This is a genomic window from Mycolicibacterium sp. SMGY-1XX, assembly GCF_059132455.1.
Map to the genome: position 1 here is coordinate 5,790,900 of NZ_CP101139.1, position 19,765 is coordinate 5,810,664.

The following is a 19,765-nucleotide window of genomic DNA, read 5'->3' on the forward strand; positions in this document are numbered from 1 at the left end:
CCCCATGAATGCCGCGCCCGAAACGCCCGCTCGTCGTCGCGAAGCTCCAGACCGTAACCTCGCCCTCGAATTGGTCCGCGTCACCGAGGCCGGGGCGATGGCCGCCGGCCGCTGGGTCGGGCGTGGAGACAAGGAGGGCGGCGACGGCGCCGCCGTCGATGCCATGCGTGAGCTGGTGAATTCCGTCTCGATGCGCGGCGTCGTCGTGATCGGCGAGGGCGAGAAGGACAACGCGCCGATGCTCTACAACGGCGAAGAGGTCGGCAACGGCGACGGGCCGGACTGCGACTTCGCCGTCGACCCGGTGGACGGCACCACCTTGATGAGCAAGGGCATGCCGAATGCCATCTCGGTGCTGGCGGTGGCCGAGCGCGGCGCCATGTTCGACCCGTCGGCGGTGTTCTACATGCACAAGATCGCCGTCGGCCCCGACGCCGCCGACGTCATCGACATCTCCGCCCCCATCGCGGACAACATCAAGAAGGTCGCCAAGGTACGCAAGTCCTCAGTCGCCGACATCACCGTCTGTGTCCTGGACAGGCCCCGCCACGCCGATCTGGTCGCCGAGATCCGCGACGCGGGCGCCCGCATCCGGCTGATCTCCGACGGCGACGTCGCCGGCGCCATCTCGGCCTGCCGTCCCGACTCGGGCACCGACCTGCTCGTCGGCATCGGCGGCACACCCGAAGGCATCATCGCCGCCGCCGCGATCCGGTGCATGGGCGGTGCCATCCAGGCCAAGTTGGCCCCCACCGACGACGACGAACGTCAGCGCGCCCTCGACAAGGGCTACGACCTGGACCAGATCCTCACCACCGAGGACCTGGTGTCCGGTGAGAACGTCTTCTTCTCCGCCACCGGCGTCACCGACGGCGACCTGCTCAAGGGTGTCCGGTTCTTCGGCGGCGGCTGCACCACGCAGTCCATCGTGATGCGGTCCAAGTCCGGCACCGTCCGCATGATCGAGGCGTATCACCGCCTGTCCAAGCTCAACGAATACTCCGCGGTGAACTTCACCGGGGACACATCCGCCGCCTATCCACTTCCGTAAGAAACGAGCAAAGGGAGCTAATGACCGAGAGCGCAGTCGACGGCGACTACCGCATCGAGCACGACACCATGGGCGAGGTCCGGGTACCTGCCCGCGCACTGTGGCGCGCGCAGACCCAGCGGGCCGTGGAGAACTTCCCGATCTCCGGGCGCGGGTTGGAGCGCACGCAGATCCGGGCGCTCGGACTGCTGAAGGCGGCATGCGCTCAGGTGAACAAGGACCTGGGTCTGCTGGACGCCGATAAGGCCGACGCGATCATCGCCGCCGCCGGCGAAATCGCGGACGGGCTGCACGACGACCAGTTCCCCATCGACGTGTTCCAGACCGGGTCGGGTACCAGCTCGAATATGAACACCAACGAGGTCATCGCCTCGATCGCGGCGGCCAACGGTGTGACGGTGCACCCCAACGACCACGTGAACATGTCGCAGAGCTCCAACGACACGTTCCCCACGGCCACCCACATCGCCGCCACCGAAGCTGCTGTGCGGCAACTGATCCCGGCGCTGGAGATCCTGCACGAGTCGTTGGCCAACAAGGCCCGGCAGTGGCGTACCACCGTCAAGTCCGGCCGCACCCACCTGATGGACGCCGTGCCGGTGACACTCGGCCAGGAGTTCGGCGGCTACGCCCGCCAGGTGCAGGCCGGTATCGAACGGGTTCGCGCGACGTTGCCACGCCTGGGCGAGCTGGCCATCGGCGGCACCGCCGTCGGCACCGGTCTCAACGCCCCCGACGGCTTCGGTGCCAAGGTGGTCGAGGTGTTGGTCAACGACACCGGCCTGGCCGAATTGCGCACGGCGGAGGACTCTTTCGAGGCGCAGGCCGCCCGCGACGGTCTGGTCGAGGCCTCCGGTGCGCTCAAGACCATCGCCGTGTCACTGACCAAGATCGCCAACGACATCCGCTGGATGGGCTCGGGTCCGCTGACCGGCCTGGGCGAGATCCAGCTGCCGGACCTGCAGCCGGGCAGCTCGATCATGCCGGGCAAGGTCAACCCCGTCATCCCCGAGGCCGTCACGCAGGTCGCGGCCCAGGTGATCGGCAACGACGCGGCGGTGGCCGTCGGTGGTCTCTCCGGCGCCTTCGAACTCAACGTCTACATCCCGATGATGGCGCGCAACATCCTCGAGTCGTTCACGCTGCTGGCCAATGTGTCGAAGCTGTTCGCCGGCCGGTGCATCGACGGCCTGGTGGCCAACGAGGCACACCTGCTGGAGCTGGCCGAGTCGTCGCCGTCGATCGTGACGCCGCTGAACTCGGCCATCGGCTACGAGGAGGCCGCCGCGGTGGCCAAGCAGGCGCTCAAGGAGAAGAAAACCATTCGGCAGACGGTCATCGACCGCGGCCTGATCGGCGACAAGCTGTCCGAGGCCGAGCTGGACAAGCGCCTGGACGTGCTGGCGATGGCCAAGGTGCGCGACGGGGATTAGTTGCGATTTGGGCGCGATTTCGACCGCTGAGCGGTTGAAATCGCGCCCAAATCCCGTTTAGGGCTGGGGGGTGTAGCCGGCCGCGGACTGCCGCAGCGCCCAGATCTGGGCCGGGCACAGTTCACCGGTGGCCTGACTCAACAGGTACGACGCGCCGTACTCGTCGGTGCGGAAGTAGTCCTTGATAGACCGGGCGAGCATCGGATACGGCTCGCCGCCCCGGATCCGGTCACACAGCAGATAGCCGTATTGCAGTGCGGCGTCGGCATTCGGGAAGTTGTAGCCCGGCTTCACCGTCACGTTGACCAGATACCCGATCTGATCGGCCTGCGCGGCCGGCGCCATTCCGACGGCCGCAGTGCCGATCCCCATCACGGCCAACGCTCCACCCAAAGCCAGCGCCATCCTCATAGCCGCTGAGCGTAGAGCATTCACCACACCAGCGGTGCCAGATGCCGAGCGGCGTAGGTACGCACCGCATCCTGATCGCCGATGTCCAGCGACGGCGTGGGCACCTGCGCCAGCGAACAGGCCAGCCGGATGTGCAACTCGGACACTGCGAGCAGCTCAGCGTCCGGCATCTGTGCGCCCGCGGCCCGCAGGCCGGCGGCCATTGCGTGGGCGCTGACGGTCAGGAACTCACCGGCCTCGGCGTACATGCCTTCGACGATCACGGTGCCCGCGTCGAGCTGGAGGAAGTGACGCAGGATCGGCATCGTCGTCAGCAGCCGCAGACCCTCCCCGAATGCCGCGACGGCCGCGTCCTGTGGGCTGGCGCCCACCGAGATGGTGGCAAGCCGGTTCAGCGCTGTTTCGAAGGTGCGCCGCCCGACGGCCGACATCAACGATTCGCGATTGGGAAACCTGCGGTAGAGCGTGCTGCGGCTCACCCCGGCCTGCCGCGCCACCACGTCCAGGCTCGCTCGCACCATCCCGACCAGTTCGATCTCCTCGATCGCGGCTTTGAGGATGGCGTCTTCCTGCTCCGACGGTGACGCGGTGTTGTGTTGGCGCCGCATCACGGGGCGAAGGAATCGAGGCCCACGGACCGGTATGCCGCGACGATCTTTTCGTACTCGAGGCGGTTGTGCGCCAGCGGCACCAGAACCACCCGCTCCGGCAGCACCCGCCAGGCCAGCTGCAGCGCAGCGGTGTAGGCGAAGAACTCCAGGTCGTGCCTGCGGGACCACCGAAAGCCGGTCATGTCACGCACTTTCGGGTGCATGATGCCGAATGAGCACACTTTCACGAAGCGCCCGATCGCCGGCCGGGCCAACAGCCACGCCGGCGTCACCGCCGCCCGCACCGGCCCGGAGATACCCAGCGTCGGCAACGGGAGCTTGTCGAGCGTTGCCACCGCCTGGTCCAGAAAAGCGTTGGCGCCCAACTTGTTCGCCACCATGTCTTCGTAATAGCTGATCGCCTCGGCGTAGGTCTGCGGCAGCGTGCCCGCTCTGGCGGGCAGTTCCAGCGCGCTGAACGCCTCGACCAGCATCCGGTAGGCGGTTTCGCGTTCCATGCTGGTCATGGCGATGCCGGTGGCAGGGGTGAACGAGCGGATGGGCACCAGCAGTCCGCTGACCCCGATCCATTTCCACAGCTCCGGCGCCAGCGCGCTGTACCGGACATCAACGAAATCGCCTTTGCCGCTGCCCTTCACGTCCCGGTGCAGCCGCTTGAGCCGCTCGGCCTCGGCGGCGCGGTCCTCTGCGTCACCGAAGAACACCAGCATGGTCGCCGCGCCGCTGCGCACCCCGCGGTCGGCGAAATTGCCGGCGAAGCGGCCGGTACGGTCGACGGCCGCGGCCACCGGGGCCAGCGCCACCTCGTCGAAGGCCGCTCCGCCGAAAACACCCGCCAGCGCGCTACCGGTGTGTTTACGGAACTCACGGATCACCCATGGCCGCACCGCCACCTGCGCGGGGGCTTCTGCTGCTGACGCACTCATGGTGCCCTCGTTCCTCAGAAGTTGAAACAAAGACTAGCCAGCTGTGTCAATATGTCAATGGCACATTACGCCTGGCGCGCCAGTCGGTCGCGTTGCACCAACCTGATTCCCAGCGGTGCGGTGGCGCTGTGCACCACCAGGCTGAGTGTGACGGCGACGACCACGGTCTGGGTGATCAGGTCCACCTGCTCGATGGCCCCCTCCTGCACCACGAGCAGACCGAGCACCAGGGTGCCGATCCCCCGCGGCCCGAACCAGCCGATGAACAACCGGCTGCGGGTCGGCACATCGGTGCGGATCAGCGCCAGCCATACCGCCACCACCCGCACCACGAACACCGCCAGCACGGCGAACACCACCACCCGCCAGTCCGCATCGCGCCAGCCGATGATCACCGCGGCCGCACCGAACATGGCGAACACCAACAACTCCAGCAGGTGCCCGGCGGCATCGGACACCTGACGCGGCACCTCGGCGCCGGTCCGCTGGGCCAGCACCGCGGTCGCCAGCCCGCCTGCGAACGCCGCCACGAAACCGCTGCCGTGGAACATCTCCCCCACCTGGAAACACAGCAGTGCCACCGCGACCGTCGCCAACTGCGCCCAGGTGCCGTTGATCCAGCGGTGTTCGTACGACTTCGCGACCGCCAGTCCGCCGAGCAGCCCGACGGCGGCGCCCGCGCACAGCGACAGCAGTTCGGTGCGCAGCAGGAACCAGCCCCAGTTCGAGGCGGTCTCGGACCGTTCCGAGGCCAGCGCCAGCGCGGCGAAAAGCGCTGCCAGAGCGAACCCGTCGTAGCAGCCGCTCTCCATCGCCAGGGCGTGCCGCACCCGTTCGGGGATCCGGCGGTCCTCCAGGAGCGCCTCGATGAGCGTCACCTCCAGCGGCGCGACGATAGCCGCCAGGCACACCGCTTCCCACACCGGCATCACCGGCAGCACCACCAGCGCGGTGACGGTTCCGAGTCCCAGAGTCAGCGGGATACCGATCAGGATCAGCCGGAAACTCTCGTGACCCCGTTTGAGCACCGAGCGCAGATCGAGTTCGGCAGCCTGATTGAACAGGATCACGGTCAGGGCCAGCTGGGCCACGACGGTGAAAGTGGCTGTGTCCGCTCCGATGTCGAGAACACCCAGCCCCGACGGGCCCAGCAGCAGGCCGGCTGCGATGAAGATCAGTGCGGGCGCCACATACCAGCGGGCCACCAGACCGGACACCACGGCATAGCCCAGCACCAGCAGGGTCAGCACCAAGGCGGACTCGTGGGTCATGGGACGTCGCGCAAGTCGTGGACGGGCGGGCCGTTGTCCCGGCCGCCGTACACACTGCCCGGCTGCCGCGGACCGAGCAGCCGGCTCACGGTCACCGGGTGATATCCGTTGGCGCGCAACACCGGGAGAAACTCTTCCACGAGGTCGACGGTGGAGGCGAAGGTGTCGTGCAACAGCACCACCGAACCCGGCCGCAGGTGCGCCATCAGTACCGCACGGGACGCAGCGGTGTCGGTGTCGTGCAGCCAGTCATAGGGCACCACATCCCAATTGATCGCGGCCAGGCCCTGGTGTCCGGCCTGAGACAGCACCTCGTCGTCGAGCATCCCGAAGCCGGGGCGCATGAGCACCGGCCGCTGCCCGGTCGCCGCCTCGATGGCGGCGGTGGTACTGCTGAACTGCGTCGCCACCTCCGCCGCCGGAATGGTGGTCAGGTCGGGATGGCTCCAGCTGTGATTGCCGATCTCCATGCCGGCATCGGCAATGCGCTTGGCGGCCAACGGGTCTGCCGCCACCTTCTCGCCGACGAGAAAGAACGTCGCCTCGGCATCGGCGGCGGCCAGCACCTGCAGCAGGCGGTCGGTGTGCGGACCCGGCCCGTCGTCGAACGTCAGCGCCACACACTTGACCACCGCGCAATCGACGTCGTCGGCGTCAGCTTCGGCCTGGGTGGTGAACCACAGCAGCACCACCATCAGCATCGCGATCACCGCGCGGATCCACACGGTCACAGACTAACGATTTCGGCGCGCTCATCGCCGCTGAGCGGTGATGAGCGCGCCGAACTCACGTGTCACGGCAGGGCGCCGGGGCTGATCTCCTCGAGCATCTCGGTGACGAGCGCAGCGATCGGCGAGCGCTCACTGCGCAGCAGCGTGATGTGGGCGAACAGCGGGTGCCCCTTCAGCTTTTCGATCACCGCGGCCACACCGTCATGCCGGCCGACCCGCAGGTTGTCACGCTGCGCCACGTCATGGGTGAGCACCACCCGCGACCCGGCACCCAACCGCGACAGCACGGTCAGCAGCACATTGCGCTCCAGCGACTGCGCTTCGTCGACGATCACGAACGAGTCGTGCAGTGACCGGCCGCGGATGTGAGTCAGCGGCAGCACCTCGAGCATGCCGCGCGAGAGCACCTCTTCGAGCACGGCCGGGCTGGCCAACCCTTCGAGGGTGTCGAAAACGGCTTGCGCCCAAGGGCCCATCTTGTCGCTCTCGCTGCCCGGCAGGTAGCCGAGGTCTTGCCCGCCGACCGCGTACAGCGGCCGGAACACCACGACCTTGCGCTGGGTGCGGCGTTCCAGCACCGCCTCCAGACCCGCGCACAGCGCCAGCGCCGACTTGCCGGTGCCGGCCTTGCCGCCGAGGGACACGATGCCCACCGATTCGTCGAGCAGCAGATCCAGTGCGACGCGTTGTTCGGCTGACCTTCCCCGGAGGCCGAACACTTCGCGGTCACCGCGGACCAGCTGCACCCGCTTGTCGGGGTTCACCCGGCCGAGCGCACTCGAACTGCCACCGAGCAGCCGAACACCGGTGTGGCACGGCAGATCCCGCGCCGCTTCCAGGTCGATCTCGCCCTCGGTGAACATGCCGTCGATGTCCTCAGCGGACACGTCCAGTTCCGTCATCCCGGTCCAACCGGAGGTCACTACATCCTGGGCGTGGTACTCGTCGGCGGCCAGGCCCACCGCGCCGGCCTTGACGCGCAGCGGGATGTCCTTGCTTACGAGGGTGACGAGTTTGCCCTCGGCAGCCAGATTGGCCGCGCAGGTCAGGATGCGCGCGTCGTTGGTTTCGGTGCGGAAGCCCAGCGGCAAGACGGTGGGGTCGCTGTGGTTGAGCTCGACCTGCAACGTACCGCCCTGCGTCCCAACGGGAATGGGCTGATCGAGGCGCCCGTGCTCCAACCGGAGATCATCGAACATGCGCAGTGCCTGGCGGGCGAACCAGCCGAGTTCGTGATGGTGGCGTTTGGCCTCCAACTCGCTGATCACCACCAGCGGCACTATCACCTCATGTTCGGCAAACCTGGTGCAAGCCCAGGGATCCGAGAGCAAAACAGACGTATCGAGTACGTACGTCCGAACCAGCGAATTTGTCACGTGGCGCTCCTCGACTCCGCACGGCCCCGCGGAGAGATTTCGGCGGGCGCTGCGGCACCAGGACCGGGGCCGGTCCTGCCGTAGTAACTACGGGAGTACCGCCCGGATAGCGAAGCAAGTTGCTGGCCATCGAGTGCGACGCTACCCCCGTTGCGGGGATCTCGCCGGGCAGGCGCGCGCGACTTTCTCGTGACTACTTCGTTACGAAACCGGTGAGCTCCGGCTCCCCGGCCAGGCCCAGCGCGGTGATCTCGTCGGAGATCACCTGTCGCAGCTGGTCAGGCCCGAAAATGCCGGCTTCGGCGACAACGGACACCTTGTCGGCATACGCGTCGATATCGGCTCCCGGGACCTGCAGTCCCGCGGCACGCGCGGCGACCGCCCGAACGGTCTCGGCATCGTCGTGCTCCAGGCACCACCGGACCAGATTGGAGAAGAACAGTTCGTGGCGTTCCTCGTCGAGGGCGATCTTCTCGATCATCGACTTGAGCACCGGCTCGTCGATCTGCTCGGCCAGCCGCCGGCAGAACACGGCGTGGGCACGCTCGAAGAGCGCCATGAAGACCAGGGTCTCGATCTGGCTGAACTCGTCGGCCCGGTAGCCCTTCATCACGTGCTCGACGCGCACGTCTTCGTTGGCCGTGGGGTCGAAGTTACGGGTGACCACCAGGTAGTTGCGCAGCACCACGGCGTGGAGGTGCTCTTCGGCGGTCCAGCGCCCGAGCCAGCGGCCCCACTTCCATTCGAGGATGAAGTGCTCGACCAGCTCGCGGTGGTAACCGGCGAGGTTGTCCTTGGTGATCAGCAGGATCTCGAGCGCGTCGACGACGTGCTTGGGCAGCGTGACCTCGGACTCGTCCCAGTCCGTGCCCCCGAGGAAAGCGAAGTTCTTGCCCTGTTCGAAGGGCACGTAGTCGTGCGCGAACCACACGTTCGCGGTCTCGACGTGACGCCGGTAGTTCTCGGCGACAACGGGCTCCAGCTCCAGCGTCAGTGCGTTGGCAACGGGTGTATCAGCCATGAAATAACTGTAACCCGAGTTCACACATTCCCCGAAATCGGTGGAGCGTGTCCGGCGGACTGGTGACTTTGGTCCTTCGCCGGTCCTCCGCGGGTCCGGCGATACGGCCGCTACTGCACCTGCAGGCCCGGGTACAGCGGGTTGGCGGCCAGCAGTTCGGCGGCGGCCGCGTGCACCCGTTCGGCGGTGCCGTCGGCCAGCGTGTACTTCGCCTTGGACGGGCCGGACGAGGCGGCGGTCGGCTGGGTGTTCGACAGCACCTCCACCACCAGCTCGGCCACCCGGTCGAAGTCGTCGGTACCGAACCCGCGTGTGGTCAGCGCCGGGGAACCGAACCGGATGCCACTGGTGTACCAGGCCCCGTTCGGATCGGCCGGAATGGCGTTGCGGTTGGTGACGATGCCCGAATCGAGCAGCGCCGACTCCGCCTGCCGGCCGGTGAGCCCGAACGACGTCACGTCCAGCAGCACCAGGTGGTTGTCGGTGCCGCCGGTGACCAACCGGGCGCCGCGCTTGAGGAAGCCCTCGGCCAGCGCCTTGGCGTTGTCGGCGATGCGCTGGGCGTACGTCCGGAACTCCGGCTGCCGGGCCTCGGCGAGTGCCACGGCCTTGGCGGCCATCACATGTGACAGCGGACCGCCGAGCACCATCGGGCAGCCCTTGTCGACGGCCGGGGCGAACTCCTCGGTGGCCAGCACCAGGCCACCACGCGGGCCGCGCAACGACTTGTGCGTGGTCGTCGTGGTGACATGCGCATGGGGCACCGGGTCCTCGTCACCGGTGAACACCTTGCCCGCCACCAGGCCGGCGAAGTGCGCCATGTCGACCATCAAGGTGGCACCCACCTCGTCGGCGATCTCACGCATCTTGGCGAAGTTCACCCGGCGCGGGTAGGCCGAATAGCCCGCCACCAGGATCAGCGGCTTGAATTCGCGGGCGGCCGCGGCCACGGCGTCGTAGTCCAGCAGACCCGTCTCGGGGTCGGTGCCGTACTGGCGCTGGTGGAACATCTTGCCCGAGATGTTGGGGCGGAAGCCGTGGGTGAGGTGGCCGCCGGTGTCCAGCGACATCCCCAGCAGCCGCTGGTTGCCCAGCTTGGCGCGCAGGCTCTCCCAGTCGGCTTCGGACAGGTCGTTGACGTGCTTGGCGCCGAGTTCGGCCAGCCCGGGGGCCTCGACCTTGGTCGCCAGGATGGCCCAGAACGCCACCAGGTTGGCGTCGATACCGGAGTGCGGCTGGGCGTAGGCGTAGGGGCTTCCGAACAGCTCGCGGGCGTGTTCGGCGGCCAGTGCCTCCACGGTGTCGACGTTCTGGCAGGCCGCGTAGAACCGGTGCCCGACAGTGCCTTCGGCGTACTTGTCGGAGAACCAGGTGCCCATGGTGAGCAGCGTGGCCGGCGACGCGTAGTTCTCACTGGCGATCAGTTTCAGCGAGTCACGTTGGTCGGCAAGCTCTTTGCGGGTGGCGGCCGCGACGCGGGGCTCGACGGATTCGATGACGCGCAGCGCAGCCTGGTAGGCCTCGCTGGCGGTGGCGGCGTAGTCGGCTCCCGGAGCTACGTACGGTGCGGTGGTTCCAGCAGCAAGAGACTCGGCAGTCATGGGGTCAAGGGTAGTCGCCGAGACCCCGCGTCAGTCACGCCGCCCGCAGGCTCGACGGGATCAGCGGCTCGTCGAGCAGCCGGGTGAACTGCTGGGTGAGGCTCACCTCGGCCGGCCGGGCCTCCAGCCAGCCCCGCAGCAGGCGGTAGCCCTCGACATAGGTACTGGTGTAGGCGCGCCACAGCGGCGAGGACAGGAAGCGCAGGGCCTGCCGGGCGCGGGCGTCGTTGACCAGCAGCCACCGCTGCAGGAAGGCCGCGACGTCGTCGACGTCGCGGTGTTCGTCGTGCAACATCAGCGCCGCGTCCTGACGCACGTCGGCCAGCGCCGCCGACGCCTCCGAGATGGCCTCGGCCCGCTCCCCGTCGAACGTCAACCCCAGATCGGCGTAGATCTCGGTGGCCCACACACCCCAGCCCGGGCCGACCGCTGCATACAACGCCAGATCGGCCAGGCCTTCGGCCATCAGGCACTGTGGTGTGTTGACCAGGAAGATGGTCTGTTCCAGCTGATTCTGCTTCTCCACCAGACCCGCTTCCTTGCGGCAGTGTTCGGTGTGATGCCCCGGATAGGACTCGTGGGCCACCAGCCGCGGCAGATTGGACATCTGCTGCTTGAGGTCGGCGTTGACGGCGACGGTGGAGCGGTAGTCGCCTTCGTAGTAGTTGAACCCCGACCACGGTTTGTCGGTGACGATCTCGTAGTTGATGGTCTCGCGGGCATCGAGCGGGAACTCCGCGCGCACCCGATCACGCAAGGCGCTGGAGAACGCCTCGATGCACTCGCCGAGCCGCTCGGGCGGGATCTCCTCGCCCGCCCGGTAGGCCTGCATCCGATCGGCCAGCGGTCCGCTGCCACCCAGCGCGGCATCCAGTTTGGTGTGCGCCTCGGCGTATCGGTCGGTGTCGCCCTTGCTGATGGTGACGTCGAAGTAGTCCCGCACCTCGTCGACGAACCCCACCGGCTCACCGGCGAACTTGCGCCCCGAACAGGCCAGTGCGCGCAGGTGGGCGCGCAGGTAGTCGGCCCGCGCCGGCTCCAGCGAGGCCTGCGGCAGCGCGTCCAGGAGCCGGTGCGCCTGCCGGGTCAGGTCGGCCGGATCAGGGGCGGTTTCGTTGGCCACGGCCTGGCGCAGCGTCTGGTCACCGGTGAAGGAGTCGACGTAACCCTCCTCGATGCGATCGAACCGCAAACCGAGCAGCAGGTACTCGCGGATCAGGGTGTCGGAATCCATGTCGGACAGATTAGTTGGGCGCGGCATCCGACACCTGCTGGTCATGCGCTCGGGGTAATGCGGTATGAACTACGCATGGCGCGCCTGAGCGAGCCGAGCCCCTACGTGGAGTTCGACCGGAGTCAATGGCGTGCATTGCGTATGTCGACCCCGCTGAAGCTGACCGAGGAAGAAGTGGTCGGGCTGCGCGGCCTCGGCGAGCAGTTGGACCTGCTGGAGGTCGAAGAGGTCTACCTGCCGCTGGCCCGGTTGATCCACCTGCAGGTGGCCGCCCGGCAACGGCTGTTCGCGGCCACCGCGGAGTTCCTCGGCGAACCGCAGCAGAATCCCGACCGGCCGGTTCCGTTCGTCATCGGCGTGGCGGGCAGCGTCGCGGTGGGCAAGTCCACCACGGCCCGCGTGCTGCAGGCACTGCTGGCGCGCTGGGGTCATCACCCTCGCGTCGACCTGGTGACCACCGACGGGTTCCTCTACCCCAACCACGAGCTCACCCGGCGAAACCTGATGCATCGCAAAGGGTTTCCGGAGAGTTATGACCGCAGGGCGTTGATGCGGTTCGTCACGACGGTGAAGTCCGGCGCCGATCAGGTGTGCGCACCGGTGTACTCGCACCTGCTCTACGACATCGTGCCCGACGAGAAGCACGTGGTGCGCCACCCCGACATCCTCATTCTGGAGGGACTCAACGTCCTGCAGACGGGGCCGACGCTGATGGTCTCGGATCTGTTCGATTTCTCGGTGTACGTCGACGCGCGGATCGAGGACATCGAGGGGTGGTACGTCTCGCGCTTCCTGGCGATGCGTGCCGGGGCCTTCGCCGACCCCGCGTCACACTTCCACCACTACGCCACCCTCACCGACGAGCAGGCGGTTTTCGCCGCTCGCGACATCTGGCATTCCATCAACCGGCCCAACCTGATGGAGAACATCCTGCCGACCCGGCCGCGCGCCACCCTGGTGCTGCGCAAGGACTCCGACCACTCGATCAACCGCCTGCGCCTCCGAAAACTGTGATTTCGGCGCGCTCATAACCGCTGAGCGGTTACCAGCGCGCCGAAATCCCAAGGCGACGTAACCTCTTCCGGCGCCCGGATATCACGCCATACGCCTCACCCCCAGGTACTGGGCGATCGCGAACGCCGTGGTGTACACGGCGCTGAACCACAGTGCCGTCACCCCCAGCGCGGTCAGCGGCAGCATCCCGGACACCGCGACGGCCACCGCAGCCGCGGTGCAGACCAGATTGGCGATCACCACGCCGATCCCGGCCCGGCGCACCGACTCCAGCCCGGCCAGGCTGTACACCACCACGCCGTAGAGCACCAGCGCGGCGCCCACGACATACTCCTGGTTGGGCGTGAAACCGGTCAGGGACGACAGCGGTCCGGCGAACGCAGCCAACGCCACACCGCACATTCCGGTGGCAGTGGCGTCGAGGCGGAGGGCGAATCGCAGCAGCGAGTCGGTGGCCGGGGCAGAGATGGCAGTCATGCGGCGCTCCTGTGCATCGATGAGTGTTCTGACACCATCGATGCTGCTCAGCGGCCACTGCCAGGTCGACGCACGCTACTGCCAACTACTGCCAGAGCGCTACCTGTCCACGCAGATCCGCCGCGATCACCCGGGCCGCCGCGTTCTGCCAGTTGTGCAGCGAGCGCTGCGGCACCTCGGTGACCAACCACTGCCACGCCTGACGGGCCACCGGATCCAGACCCGCGGCGGTGGCGTTCTGCGCGTAGGCCCGCACGCCGGCGACGTACGGGAAGTACAGCGAGTTGTAGTGCCGCCACTCCTCGGTGGTGCCGAAGTCGCCGGCATCGCGAGGCTTCAGCGCGGCGATCCGGTCGGCCAGCACGGCCTTGAGTTCGGCGGCCCGCTCCAGTGGTTGATCGGGTGCCCCGCGCGCCGCCAGCCGCTCATCGATGACGGGTAGGGCGGTCAGCGGGCTGGCGACGAGCTTGGACAGGTCACCGTAATGGCCGAGGGCGCGACGGGTCAGCCGGGCGAACGTATCGTCATCCAGCTCGTCCAGCGGATTGGCCGAACGCAGCGGCAAGGCCGCCTCGGTGCGCCGCAGTGCGGCCCGGTCGGCCTGCAACGCAGGCGAGAACGTCAGCCGGTCCAGCACCCCGGCCAGCGGGTCGGCCAGCACCGTGATGGCCAGGGCCACCGCCAGGCTGGTGAACAGCAGCACCGTCACCACCAGCCGGCCCGACGAGCCGGTGACGGCCAACCCGATCAGTGCCTGCCCGCCGAACACCAACGCCACCAACACCGAGCCGACGAACGACCTCAGCATCCCGGCCCGCAGCGCCTGCCCTTCGTCGAACGCATCCCACAGCGCGACGGCCACGCCCAACAGCAGCAGATCGAAGCCCGTCGACGCCAACGCCAGCCAACTCGGCAGCAGACCGAGCGGGATCACCAGGATGGCGTTGCCCAGCGCGAAGAACAGCGTCGCGACAACCAGCACCCCCATCGCCGATCCCGGGCGTTGCGGTCGCCGGTAGGCCCGCACCATCGCCCCGAGCGACGACACCGAGATCACCGTGAACATCAGCCAGTGCCCGGCTCGCAGCGGCCCGTCGACGCCACCGGCGAGCGCGGCCCCCGTCACCGCCAAAGCGGCGACGACCCCGACTGCACCGAGCTCACGAAGCCGCCAGCGCTCGTGGGGGCGGGCCAGCTCCAACAGCACCGCAAACCACGCCACCCCGGGCACCGCCACCAGGAAGATCTCGATGCGGCCCAGGTACCCGGCCTGGCTGGTGAGCCGAACCGCATCCAGCGCGACCACCACCGCGAAACTGCACAACCCCAGCGCCGCCAGCCCCAGCACCGGTTTCCGCGGATCGCGGGCCAGCAGATACAACCCCAGCCACCAACTCAGCGCGAACACCACGGCTGAGAGGGCGGCCATGTGATCAGATCCCGAAGCGCCGATGCCGTTTGATGTAGTCGCGCAGTGCCCGCAGGAAGTCGACCCGGCGGAACGCCGGCCAGTGCGCCTCGGTGAACCACATCTCCGAATACGCGCTCTGCCAGAGCAGGAAGCCGGACAGCCGCTGCTCCCCCGAGGTGCGGATCACCAGATCCGGGTCCGGCTGACCCGAGGTGTACAGGTTCTCCGAGATCGCCTCCACGGTGACCGCCTCGACGAGCTTCTCCGGTGGCGTGCCGTTGGCCAGTTCCTTCGACAGCAGCGACCGGGCCGCGTCGACGATCTCCTGGCGCCCGCCATACCCGACGGCGACGTTGACGTGAAACGGTCGCGCCGCCTGGGTGCTCGCCGTACGTTCGACGGCGTCACGGACGCGGCGGGCCGGTTCCTCACCGAGCAGCGACAGGTCACCGACAGTGCGCACGCTCCACCGGTTGGCGGGTGCGCAGATCTCTTCGACCACGCCGGTGATGATCTCGATCAGGGCGGCGAGCTCGTCGTGGTCGCGTTGGAGGTTCTCGGTCGACAGCAGGTAGACCGTCGTCATCTCGATGCCGATGTCCTGGCACCAGCGCAGCATCTCGGCGATCTTGGCCGCACCCACCAGATAGCCGTAACTCACGTCGTCGTATCCGGCGTCACGCGCCCAGCGGCGGTTCCCGTCGCACAGCACGGCGATGTGTCGCGGCAGTTGTGACTTGGACCGCGTCAGCTCCTGACGCAGCCGCAACTCATACAGCCGATACACCGGCTCTTTGAGTTGCGGGGGAATGATGTCCACGAAAATCCAGACTACTGTGGCACAGAGCGATGCCTGAACGATCCGGACCAACTGCAGCCGTGCAGCTGCCGGGAGTGGAGATTGAGATGACGGCACCCACCGGGACCGACGGTTCGCAACGGCACTCCCGCAGCGCCGCCGACGGTGACACCCCCAGAGACACCGCAGAGGACTTCCCCGAAGCGATCGTCGATGGTGTCGCCGAGTTCCTCGGCAAGCCGCGAGCCCGCGGCTGGATCCACCTGTACTCGGCGGTGGTCGCCGTCATCTGTGGGGCCACCCTGGTGTCGGTCTCCTGGGCGGTGGAGTCCACGCTGGCGGGTCTGGCGACGCTGATCTACACCTTCACCATCGTCGCCATGTTCGCCGTCAGTGCGACCTATCACCGGGTGCACTGGCACTCGCCGACCGCACGCAAGTGGATGAAGCGCGCCGACCACTCGATGATCTTCATCTTCATCGCGGGCAGCTACACCCCGTTCGCACTACTGGCACTGCCCGCGGAAAAGGGCATGCTGCTGTTCTGGATCGTCTGGGGCGGCGCACTGGCCGGTGTGGCCCTGAAGATGTTCTGGCCGTCGGCGCCCGCGTGGGTGGGAGTGCCGCTCTACTTGCTGCTGGGATGGGTGGCGGCCTGGTTCATCGGCCCGATCATGGACGGCGCCGGAGTGGCGGCGGTGGTGCTGCTGATCGTCGGTGGCGCGCTCTACAGCATCGGCGGCGTGCTGTACGGCCTGAAGTGGCCCAACCCGTGGCCGACGACGTTCGGTCATCACGAGTTCTTCCACGCCTGCACCGCCGTGGCGGCCATCTGCCACTACATCGCGATGTGGTTCGCGGTGTTCTCTACAGTTGCTTGATGTCCGACGGGCCCCAATAGGCCTTCATCGAGGTGATCTCGCCGGCACCGTTGAACGTCATGACCTCGATCGGTTCGATGCGGACCTTGGTCTCACCCATCGTCACGGTGATCGCGAACACGAACGCGGCCTCGTGCCCGCCGACGCGGAGCTCCAACAGCTCGGTGCTCACCTCGGCGCCCGCGGTGGCCCCGTAGAAACCGGCGATGGCGGTACGGCCGATGTGCACCTCGCCGCCGCCCACGGGATCTTCGAGCGTGGCGTCCTCGGCGTACAGCGCGGCGACGTCCTCGGCGCTACCGCTGACCACGGTGTCGAGGTAACGCTGGACCAGGGCTGCGGGATCGAGACTCATGGGCCGCACGCTACACGGAGACACCCAGCGCGGCAGCAAGTTCCACCGCGCCCGTGACGGGCAGATCGCACATCCGGCCGCGGCACACGTAGGCGGCATCCTGTCCGCCCACCCGGTCGCGTCCGATCAGCAATTCCGAGCTGTCCACCGGCCCGCCCACCACGATCGTCCCGCCGGGGGCGAGCCGTCGGGCGGTCTCCAACAACGGCGAGCCCGGTTCACATGCCACCGCGATCTGCAGCGGCCCGCGCACCGCGGCTTCGGCCACGGCCAGCCAATGGCCCGCTGACCGCGGCGCCGCGGCCAGCAGCTTCGAATGCGCCAGCAGCGTCTGCGCGGCGGCGTTGGCGTAGGTGTCGGACCCGACGAGGTGCGCGGCGGTCAGCAGGGCTTCGGCGATCAGCGACGCACCCGACGGCGTGGCACCGTCCAGCGGGTCGCCCGGCCGGACCACCAGCGTCTCGGCATCGTCGGCGGTGTCGAACCACCGGCCGGGCCGCTCGGGGTCGGCGAAATGCTGCAGGGCGGTGTCGATCAGCCCGCGCGCCGCATCCAGGAACTCCCCGGTCAGCTGGTACACAGCGAGCAGGCCGGTGGCCAGGGCGGCGTGGTCCTCGAGGATCGCCGCGCCGTCACCGACCCGGCCACCCAGGCTGGTGCGACGCAGCCGGCCGTCGATCAGGTGGCGGTCCAGCAGCGCCGACGCACACCGCCGCGCAGCCTCGATGAGGTCGGGCCGTCGCAGCGCCACCGCGGCCTCGCACAGCGCCGTGATCGCCAAACCGTTCCAGGCCGTCACGATCTTGTCGTCGCGGGCGGGCTGCACCCGTTGCGCGCGGGCAGCCAGCAGGGCCGCACCGACTCGGCGCAACCGGTCGTCGTCGACATCGGCGGGCAGTTGCAGCACGGAACTGCCGTGCTCGAACGTCCCGGTGTCCGTCACCTGGAAAACCCTTGCCGCCCAAGTGCCGTCGTCGTCGCCCAGGACCTCGCGCAGCTGCGCGGGCGTCCAGACGTAGGTGGACCCTTCCTGGCCGTCGGCATCGGCGTCGAGCGACGAGATGAACAGCTCACCGTCGGCCAGATCGCGCAGCAGGAAGTCCGCGGTCTGGGCCGTCACGCGCAGTGCCAGCGGATCAGCGGTGCGTCGCGCCCAATGTGCATAAAACCGCAGCAGCAACGCGTTGTCGTACAGCATCTTCTCGAAATGCGGTACCACCCAAGCGGAGTCGACGCTGTAGCGGGCAAATCCACCGGCCAGCTGGTCGTAGATACCGCCGCGCGCCATCGCCGCACCGGCGCGCTGCACCACCGCCAGCACATCCGCGGCACCGGTGCGTTCATGACTGCGCAGCAACGCCTCCAGCAGAGCCGACGGCGGAAACTTGGGTGCCTGCCCGAATCCACCGTGGGCGCCGTCCTCGTCGGCCAGTACCGCCGCCGTGGCATGGTCACACAGCGCCGCGGTGATCTCCGGGCCGCCCCCGGGGACAGCGCCGGACATGGCGCGCAGTTCACCGGCGATCTGTTCCGAGGCGGTCTCGACGTCGCCGCGGCGGCTTCGCCAGGTGTCGGTGACGGCGGCAAGCAGTTGCAGGAACTGGGTTTTCGGGTAGTAGGTGCCGCAGAAGAACGGTCTGCCGCCCGGGGTCAGGAAGCAGGTCATCGGCCAGCCACCCTGCCCGGTCAGCGCGACGGTGGCGTTCATGTACACCGCGTCGAGGTCGGGTCGTTCTTCCCGGTCGACCTTGATGCACACGAAGTCGGCGTTCATCACCTCGGCCACGTCGTCGGACTCGAACGACTCGTGTGCCATCACATGGCACCAGTGGCACGCCGCGTATCCGATCGACAGCAGGATCGGCACGTCGCGGCGGGCGGCCTCGGCCAGCGCTCGCGGCGACCATTCCACCCAGTGCACCGGATTGTCGGCATGCTGGCGCAGATACGGGCTGGTCGCCGTGGCGAGCTGATTAGCCACCGGGCTCCCGGGGCGGCGGGCTGGTCTCCGCCGGATCGGGGTCGACGGTGCCGTCGTCCACCGCCTGATCAGGTTCGGGATGTTCGGGGTCGAAGGATTCCGGCAACCGCTTGAGGTGGCGGTTCATCGACCACACCAGCGCAAAGGTGCCGACCAGGAGCAGCACCACCACCAGCAGCCCGAACGGGCTGGCCTTGCCGAAGTCGGGTCCGGTGTTGCGGGGTGGCGCTTCCTCCGCGAGCAGCGTCACCGCGGCGAGGAAGATCTCGTTCACGGTTGGACCCCGGCGAACAAATCATCTTCGGGCAGGTCAACCGGTACCCGGCTGCGCGCCAGCTCGTACTCCTCGGTGGGCCACAGGCGCTTCTGCCATTCCATGGGCGTGGTGAAGAAGAAGCTGTTCGGATCGATCTGGGTGGCATGGGCCAGCAGTGCCTTGTCCCGCACTTCGAAGTAGTCGGAGCACTCGATCCGGGTGGTCACCCGCTTGGACAACAGATCGTCGTCGGGGTCCCAGTTCTCCAGCCACTTGGCGAACGGCCCCTCCTGATCGTGTTTGGCGAACTCGTCCTGGAGCACCTGCATCCGCTGCCGCAGGAAACCGTGGTTGTAGTAGAGCTTGGAGATGGTCCACGGCGTGCCCGCCTCGGGGTACAGCCGGTAGTCGCCGGCCGCCTCGTACGCGGCCACCGACACCTCGTGGCAGCGGATGTGGTCCGGATGCGGATAGCCGCCGTTCTCGTCGTAGGTGGTCATCACGTGCGGTTTGAATTCGCGGATCAACCGCACCAGCTTGCCGACGGGTTCCTCCAGCGGAACCAGCGCGAAGGCGTCTTCGGGCAGGGGCGGCAGCGGGTCGCCCTCGGGCAAGCCGGAGTCGATGTAGCCCAGCCACTCGTGCTCGATACCGAGGATCTCGGCGGCGCGTGCCATCTCGTCGCGCCGGATCTCGTGGATACGGCCGTGCACGTCGGGCAGGTCCATCGCGGGGTTGAGGATGTCACCACGCTCGCCGCCGGTCAGAGAGACCACCATGACCCGATGGCCCTCGGCCGCATACTTGGCCATAGTCGCGGCACCCTTGCTGGACTCGTCGTCCGGATGCGCGTGCACCGCCATCAGCCGCAGTTCGGTCACCGTTCGCCTTCGTCTCGCCGTTGTTCCGGGTGCCGATACGATCG

Annotated in this window: 20 protein-coding genes; 4 read left to right on the forward strand and 16 right to left on the reverse strand. The window is 67.9% G+C overall.

The annotated features are described in order from the left end of the window. The first annotated feature begins 4 nt into the window (after positions 1-4). Complete coding sequence (gene glpX, locus NL241_RS27665; RefSeq protein ID WP_487692872.1) at positions 5-1,051, forward strand: class II fructose-bisphosphatase; 1,047 nt, start codon at positions 5-7, stop codon at positions 1,049-1,051. A 20-nt stretch (positions 1,052-1,071) separates the two neighbouring features. Then, positions 1,072-2,484: a class II fumarate hydratase gene (locus NL241_RS27670; RefSeq protein WP_494395603.1), complete on the forward strand. Its 1,413-nt coding sequence runs from the start codon at positions 1,072-1,074 to the stop codon at positions 2,482-2,484. Between the two features lie 57 nt (positions 2,485-2,541). On the opposite strand, the gene NL241_RS27675 is transcribed toward NL241_RS27670, so the two are convergent. From NL241_RS27675 to NL241_RS27715, 9 genes are all read right to left on the reverse strand, one after another. Then, on the reverse strand, positions 2,542-2,895 hold the full coding sequence (locus tag NL241_RS27675) for a DUF732 domain-containing protein (RefSeq protein WP_487692870.1): 354 nt from the start codon (positions 2,893-2,895) through the stop codon (positions 2,542-2,544). 20 nt (positions 2,896-2,915) lie between these two features. Next, positions 2,916-3,503 carry a TetR/AcrR family transcriptional regulator gene (locus NL241_RS27680; RefSeq protein ID WP_494398403.1) on the reverse strand — a complete coding sequence of 196 codons (588 nt, stop codon included), beginning with the start codon at positions 3,501-3,503 and terminating at the stop codon, positions 2,916-2,918. After that, the gene (locus tag NL241_RS27685; protein ID WP_494395604.1) at positions 3,503-4,432 is read right to left on the reverse strand and encodes an oxygenase MpaB family protein; all 930 of its coding nucleotides are present in this window, start codon (positions 4,430-4,432) and stop codon (positions 3,503-3,505) included. Before NL241_RS27685 ends, NL241_RS27680 begins: the two co-directional genes overlap by 1 nt. Positions 4,433-4,497: 65 nt before the next feature. Next, positions 4,498-5,703, reverse strand: coding sequence for a cation:proton antiporter domain-containing protein (locus NL241_RS27690; protein ID WP_494395605.1), 1,206 nt, complete (start codon positions 5,701-5,703; stop codon positions 4,498-4,500). Then, positions 5,700-6,404, reverse strand: coding sequence for a polysaccharide deacetylase family protein (locus NL241_RS27695; protein WP_494398404.1), 705 nt, complete (start codon positions 6,402-6,404; stop codon positions 5,700-5,702). The genes NL241_RS27690 and NL241_RS27695 overlap by 4 nt, the downstream gene beginning before the upstream one ends. A gap of 92 nt (positions 6,405-6,496) precedes the next feature. Further along, positions 6,497-7,810, reverse strand: coding sequence for an RNA 5'-3' helicase PhoH2 (gene phoH2 / locus NL241_RS27700; protein WP_487692867.1), 1,314 nt, complete (start codon positions 7,808-7,810; stop codon positions 6,497-6,499). A 193-nt stretch (positions 7,811-8,003) separates the two neighbouring features. Continuing rightward, positions 8,004-8,831 (reverse strand): acyl-ACP desaturase, encoded by an 828-nt coding sequence (locus NL241_RS27705; RefSeq protein WP_487692866.1) that lies wholly within the window; start codon positions 8,829-8,831, stop codon positions 8,004-8,006. A 110-nt stretch (positions 8,832-8,941) separates the two neighbouring features. After that, positions 8,942-10,432 (reverse strand): glycine hydroxymethyltransferase, encoded by a 1,491-nt coding sequence (locus tag NL241_RS27710; RefSeq protein WP_487692865.1) that lies wholly within the window; start codon positions 10,430-10,432, stop codon positions 8,942-8,944. A 34-nt stretch (positions 10,433-10,466) separates the two neighbouring features. After that, the gene (locus tag NL241_RS27715; protein ID WP_494395606.1) at positions 10,467-11,666 is read right to left on the reverse strand and encodes a DUF885 domain-containing protein; all 1,200 of its coding nucleotides are present in this window, start codon (positions 11,664-11,666) and stop codon (positions 10,467-10,469) included. A 75-nt stretch (positions 11,667-11,741) separates the two neighbouring features. Between NL241_RS27715 and coaA the strand changes: the two genes are divergently transcribed. Continuing rightward, positions 11,742-12,680 (forward strand): type I pantothenate kinase, encoded by a 939-nt coding sequence (coaA, locus tag NL241_RS27720; protein ID WP_487692863.1) that lies wholly within the window; start codon positions 11,742-11,744, stop codon positions 12,678-12,680. A gap of 81 nt (positions 12,681-12,761) precedes the next feature. On the opposite strand, the gene NL241_RS27725 is transcribed toward coaA, so the two are convergent. The 3 genes from NL241_RS27725 to NL241_RS27735 form a co-directional block, all read right to left on the reverse strand. Continuing rightward, the gene (locus tag NL241_RS27725; RefSeq protein WP_494395607.1) at positions 12,762-13,157 is read right to left on the reverse strand and encodes a hypothetical protein; all 396 of its coding nucleotides are present in this window, start codon (positions 13,155-13,157) and stop codon (positions 12,762-12,764) included. Positions 13,158-13,242: 85 nt separating this feature from the next. Further along, on the reverse strand, positions 13,243-14,586 hold the full coding sequence (locus tag NL241_RS27730) for a hypothetical protein (RefSeq protein ID WP_494395608.1): 1,344 nt from the start codon (positions 14,584-14,586) through the stop codon (positions 13,243-13,245). Between the two features lie 4 nt (positions 14,587-14,590). After that, positions 14,591-15,388 carry a (2Z,6E)-farnesyl diphosphate synthase gene (locus NL241_RS27735; protein ID WP_487692860.1) on the reverse strand — a complete coding sequence of 266 codons (798 nt, stop codon included), beginning with the start codon at positions 15,386-15,388 and terminating at the stop codon, positions 14,591-14,593. Positions 15,389-15,474: 86 nt separating this feature from the next. On the opposite strand from NL241_RS27735, the gene trhA reads away from it, so the two are divergent. After that, entirely contained in the window at positions 15,475-16,248 is a 774-nt protein-coding gene (gene trhA / locus NL241_RS27740; RefSeq protein WP_487692859.1) for a PAQR family membrane homeostasis protein TrhA, read from the forward strand. Here the strand turns inward: trhA and NL241_RS27745 are convergent. Genes NL241_RS27745 through mca form a run of 4 tightly spaced genes read right to left on the reverse strand, consistent with a single transcriptional unit; the run spans position 16,235 to position 19,721 of the window. Then, a complete protein-coding gene (locus tag NL241_RS27745) occupies positions 16,235-16,603 on the reverse strand; it encodes a nuclear transport factor 2 family protein (RefSeq protein WP_494395609.1) in 369 nt (122 codons plus the stop codon). The two genes, trhA and NL241_RS27745, sit on opposite strands and share 14 nt — an antisense overlap. Before the next feature lie 10 nt (positions 16,604-16,613). Continuing rightward, positions 16,614-18,584, reverse strand: coding sequence for a thioredoxin domain-containing protein (locus NL241_RS27750; RefSeq protein ID WP_494395610.1), 1,971 nt, complete (start codon positions 18,582-18,584; stop codon positions 16,614-16,616). After that, on the reverse strand, positions 18,577-18,858 hold the full coding sequence (locus tag NL241_RS27755; RefSeq protein WP_487692856.1) for a hypothetical protein: 282 nt from the start codon (positions 18,856-18,858) through the stop codon (positions 18,577-18,579). Before NL241_RS27755 ends, NL241_RS27750 begins: the two co-directional genes overlap by 8 nt. Next, complete coding sequence (gene mca, locus NL241_RS27760; RefSeq protein WP_487692855.1) at positions 18,855-19,721, reverse strand: mycothiol conjugate amidase Mca; 867 nt, start codon at positions 19,719-19,721, stop codon at positions 18,855-18,857. Before mca ends, NL241_RS27755 begins: the two co-directional genes overlap by 4 nt. Positions 19,722-19,765: the final 44 nt, after the last annotated feature.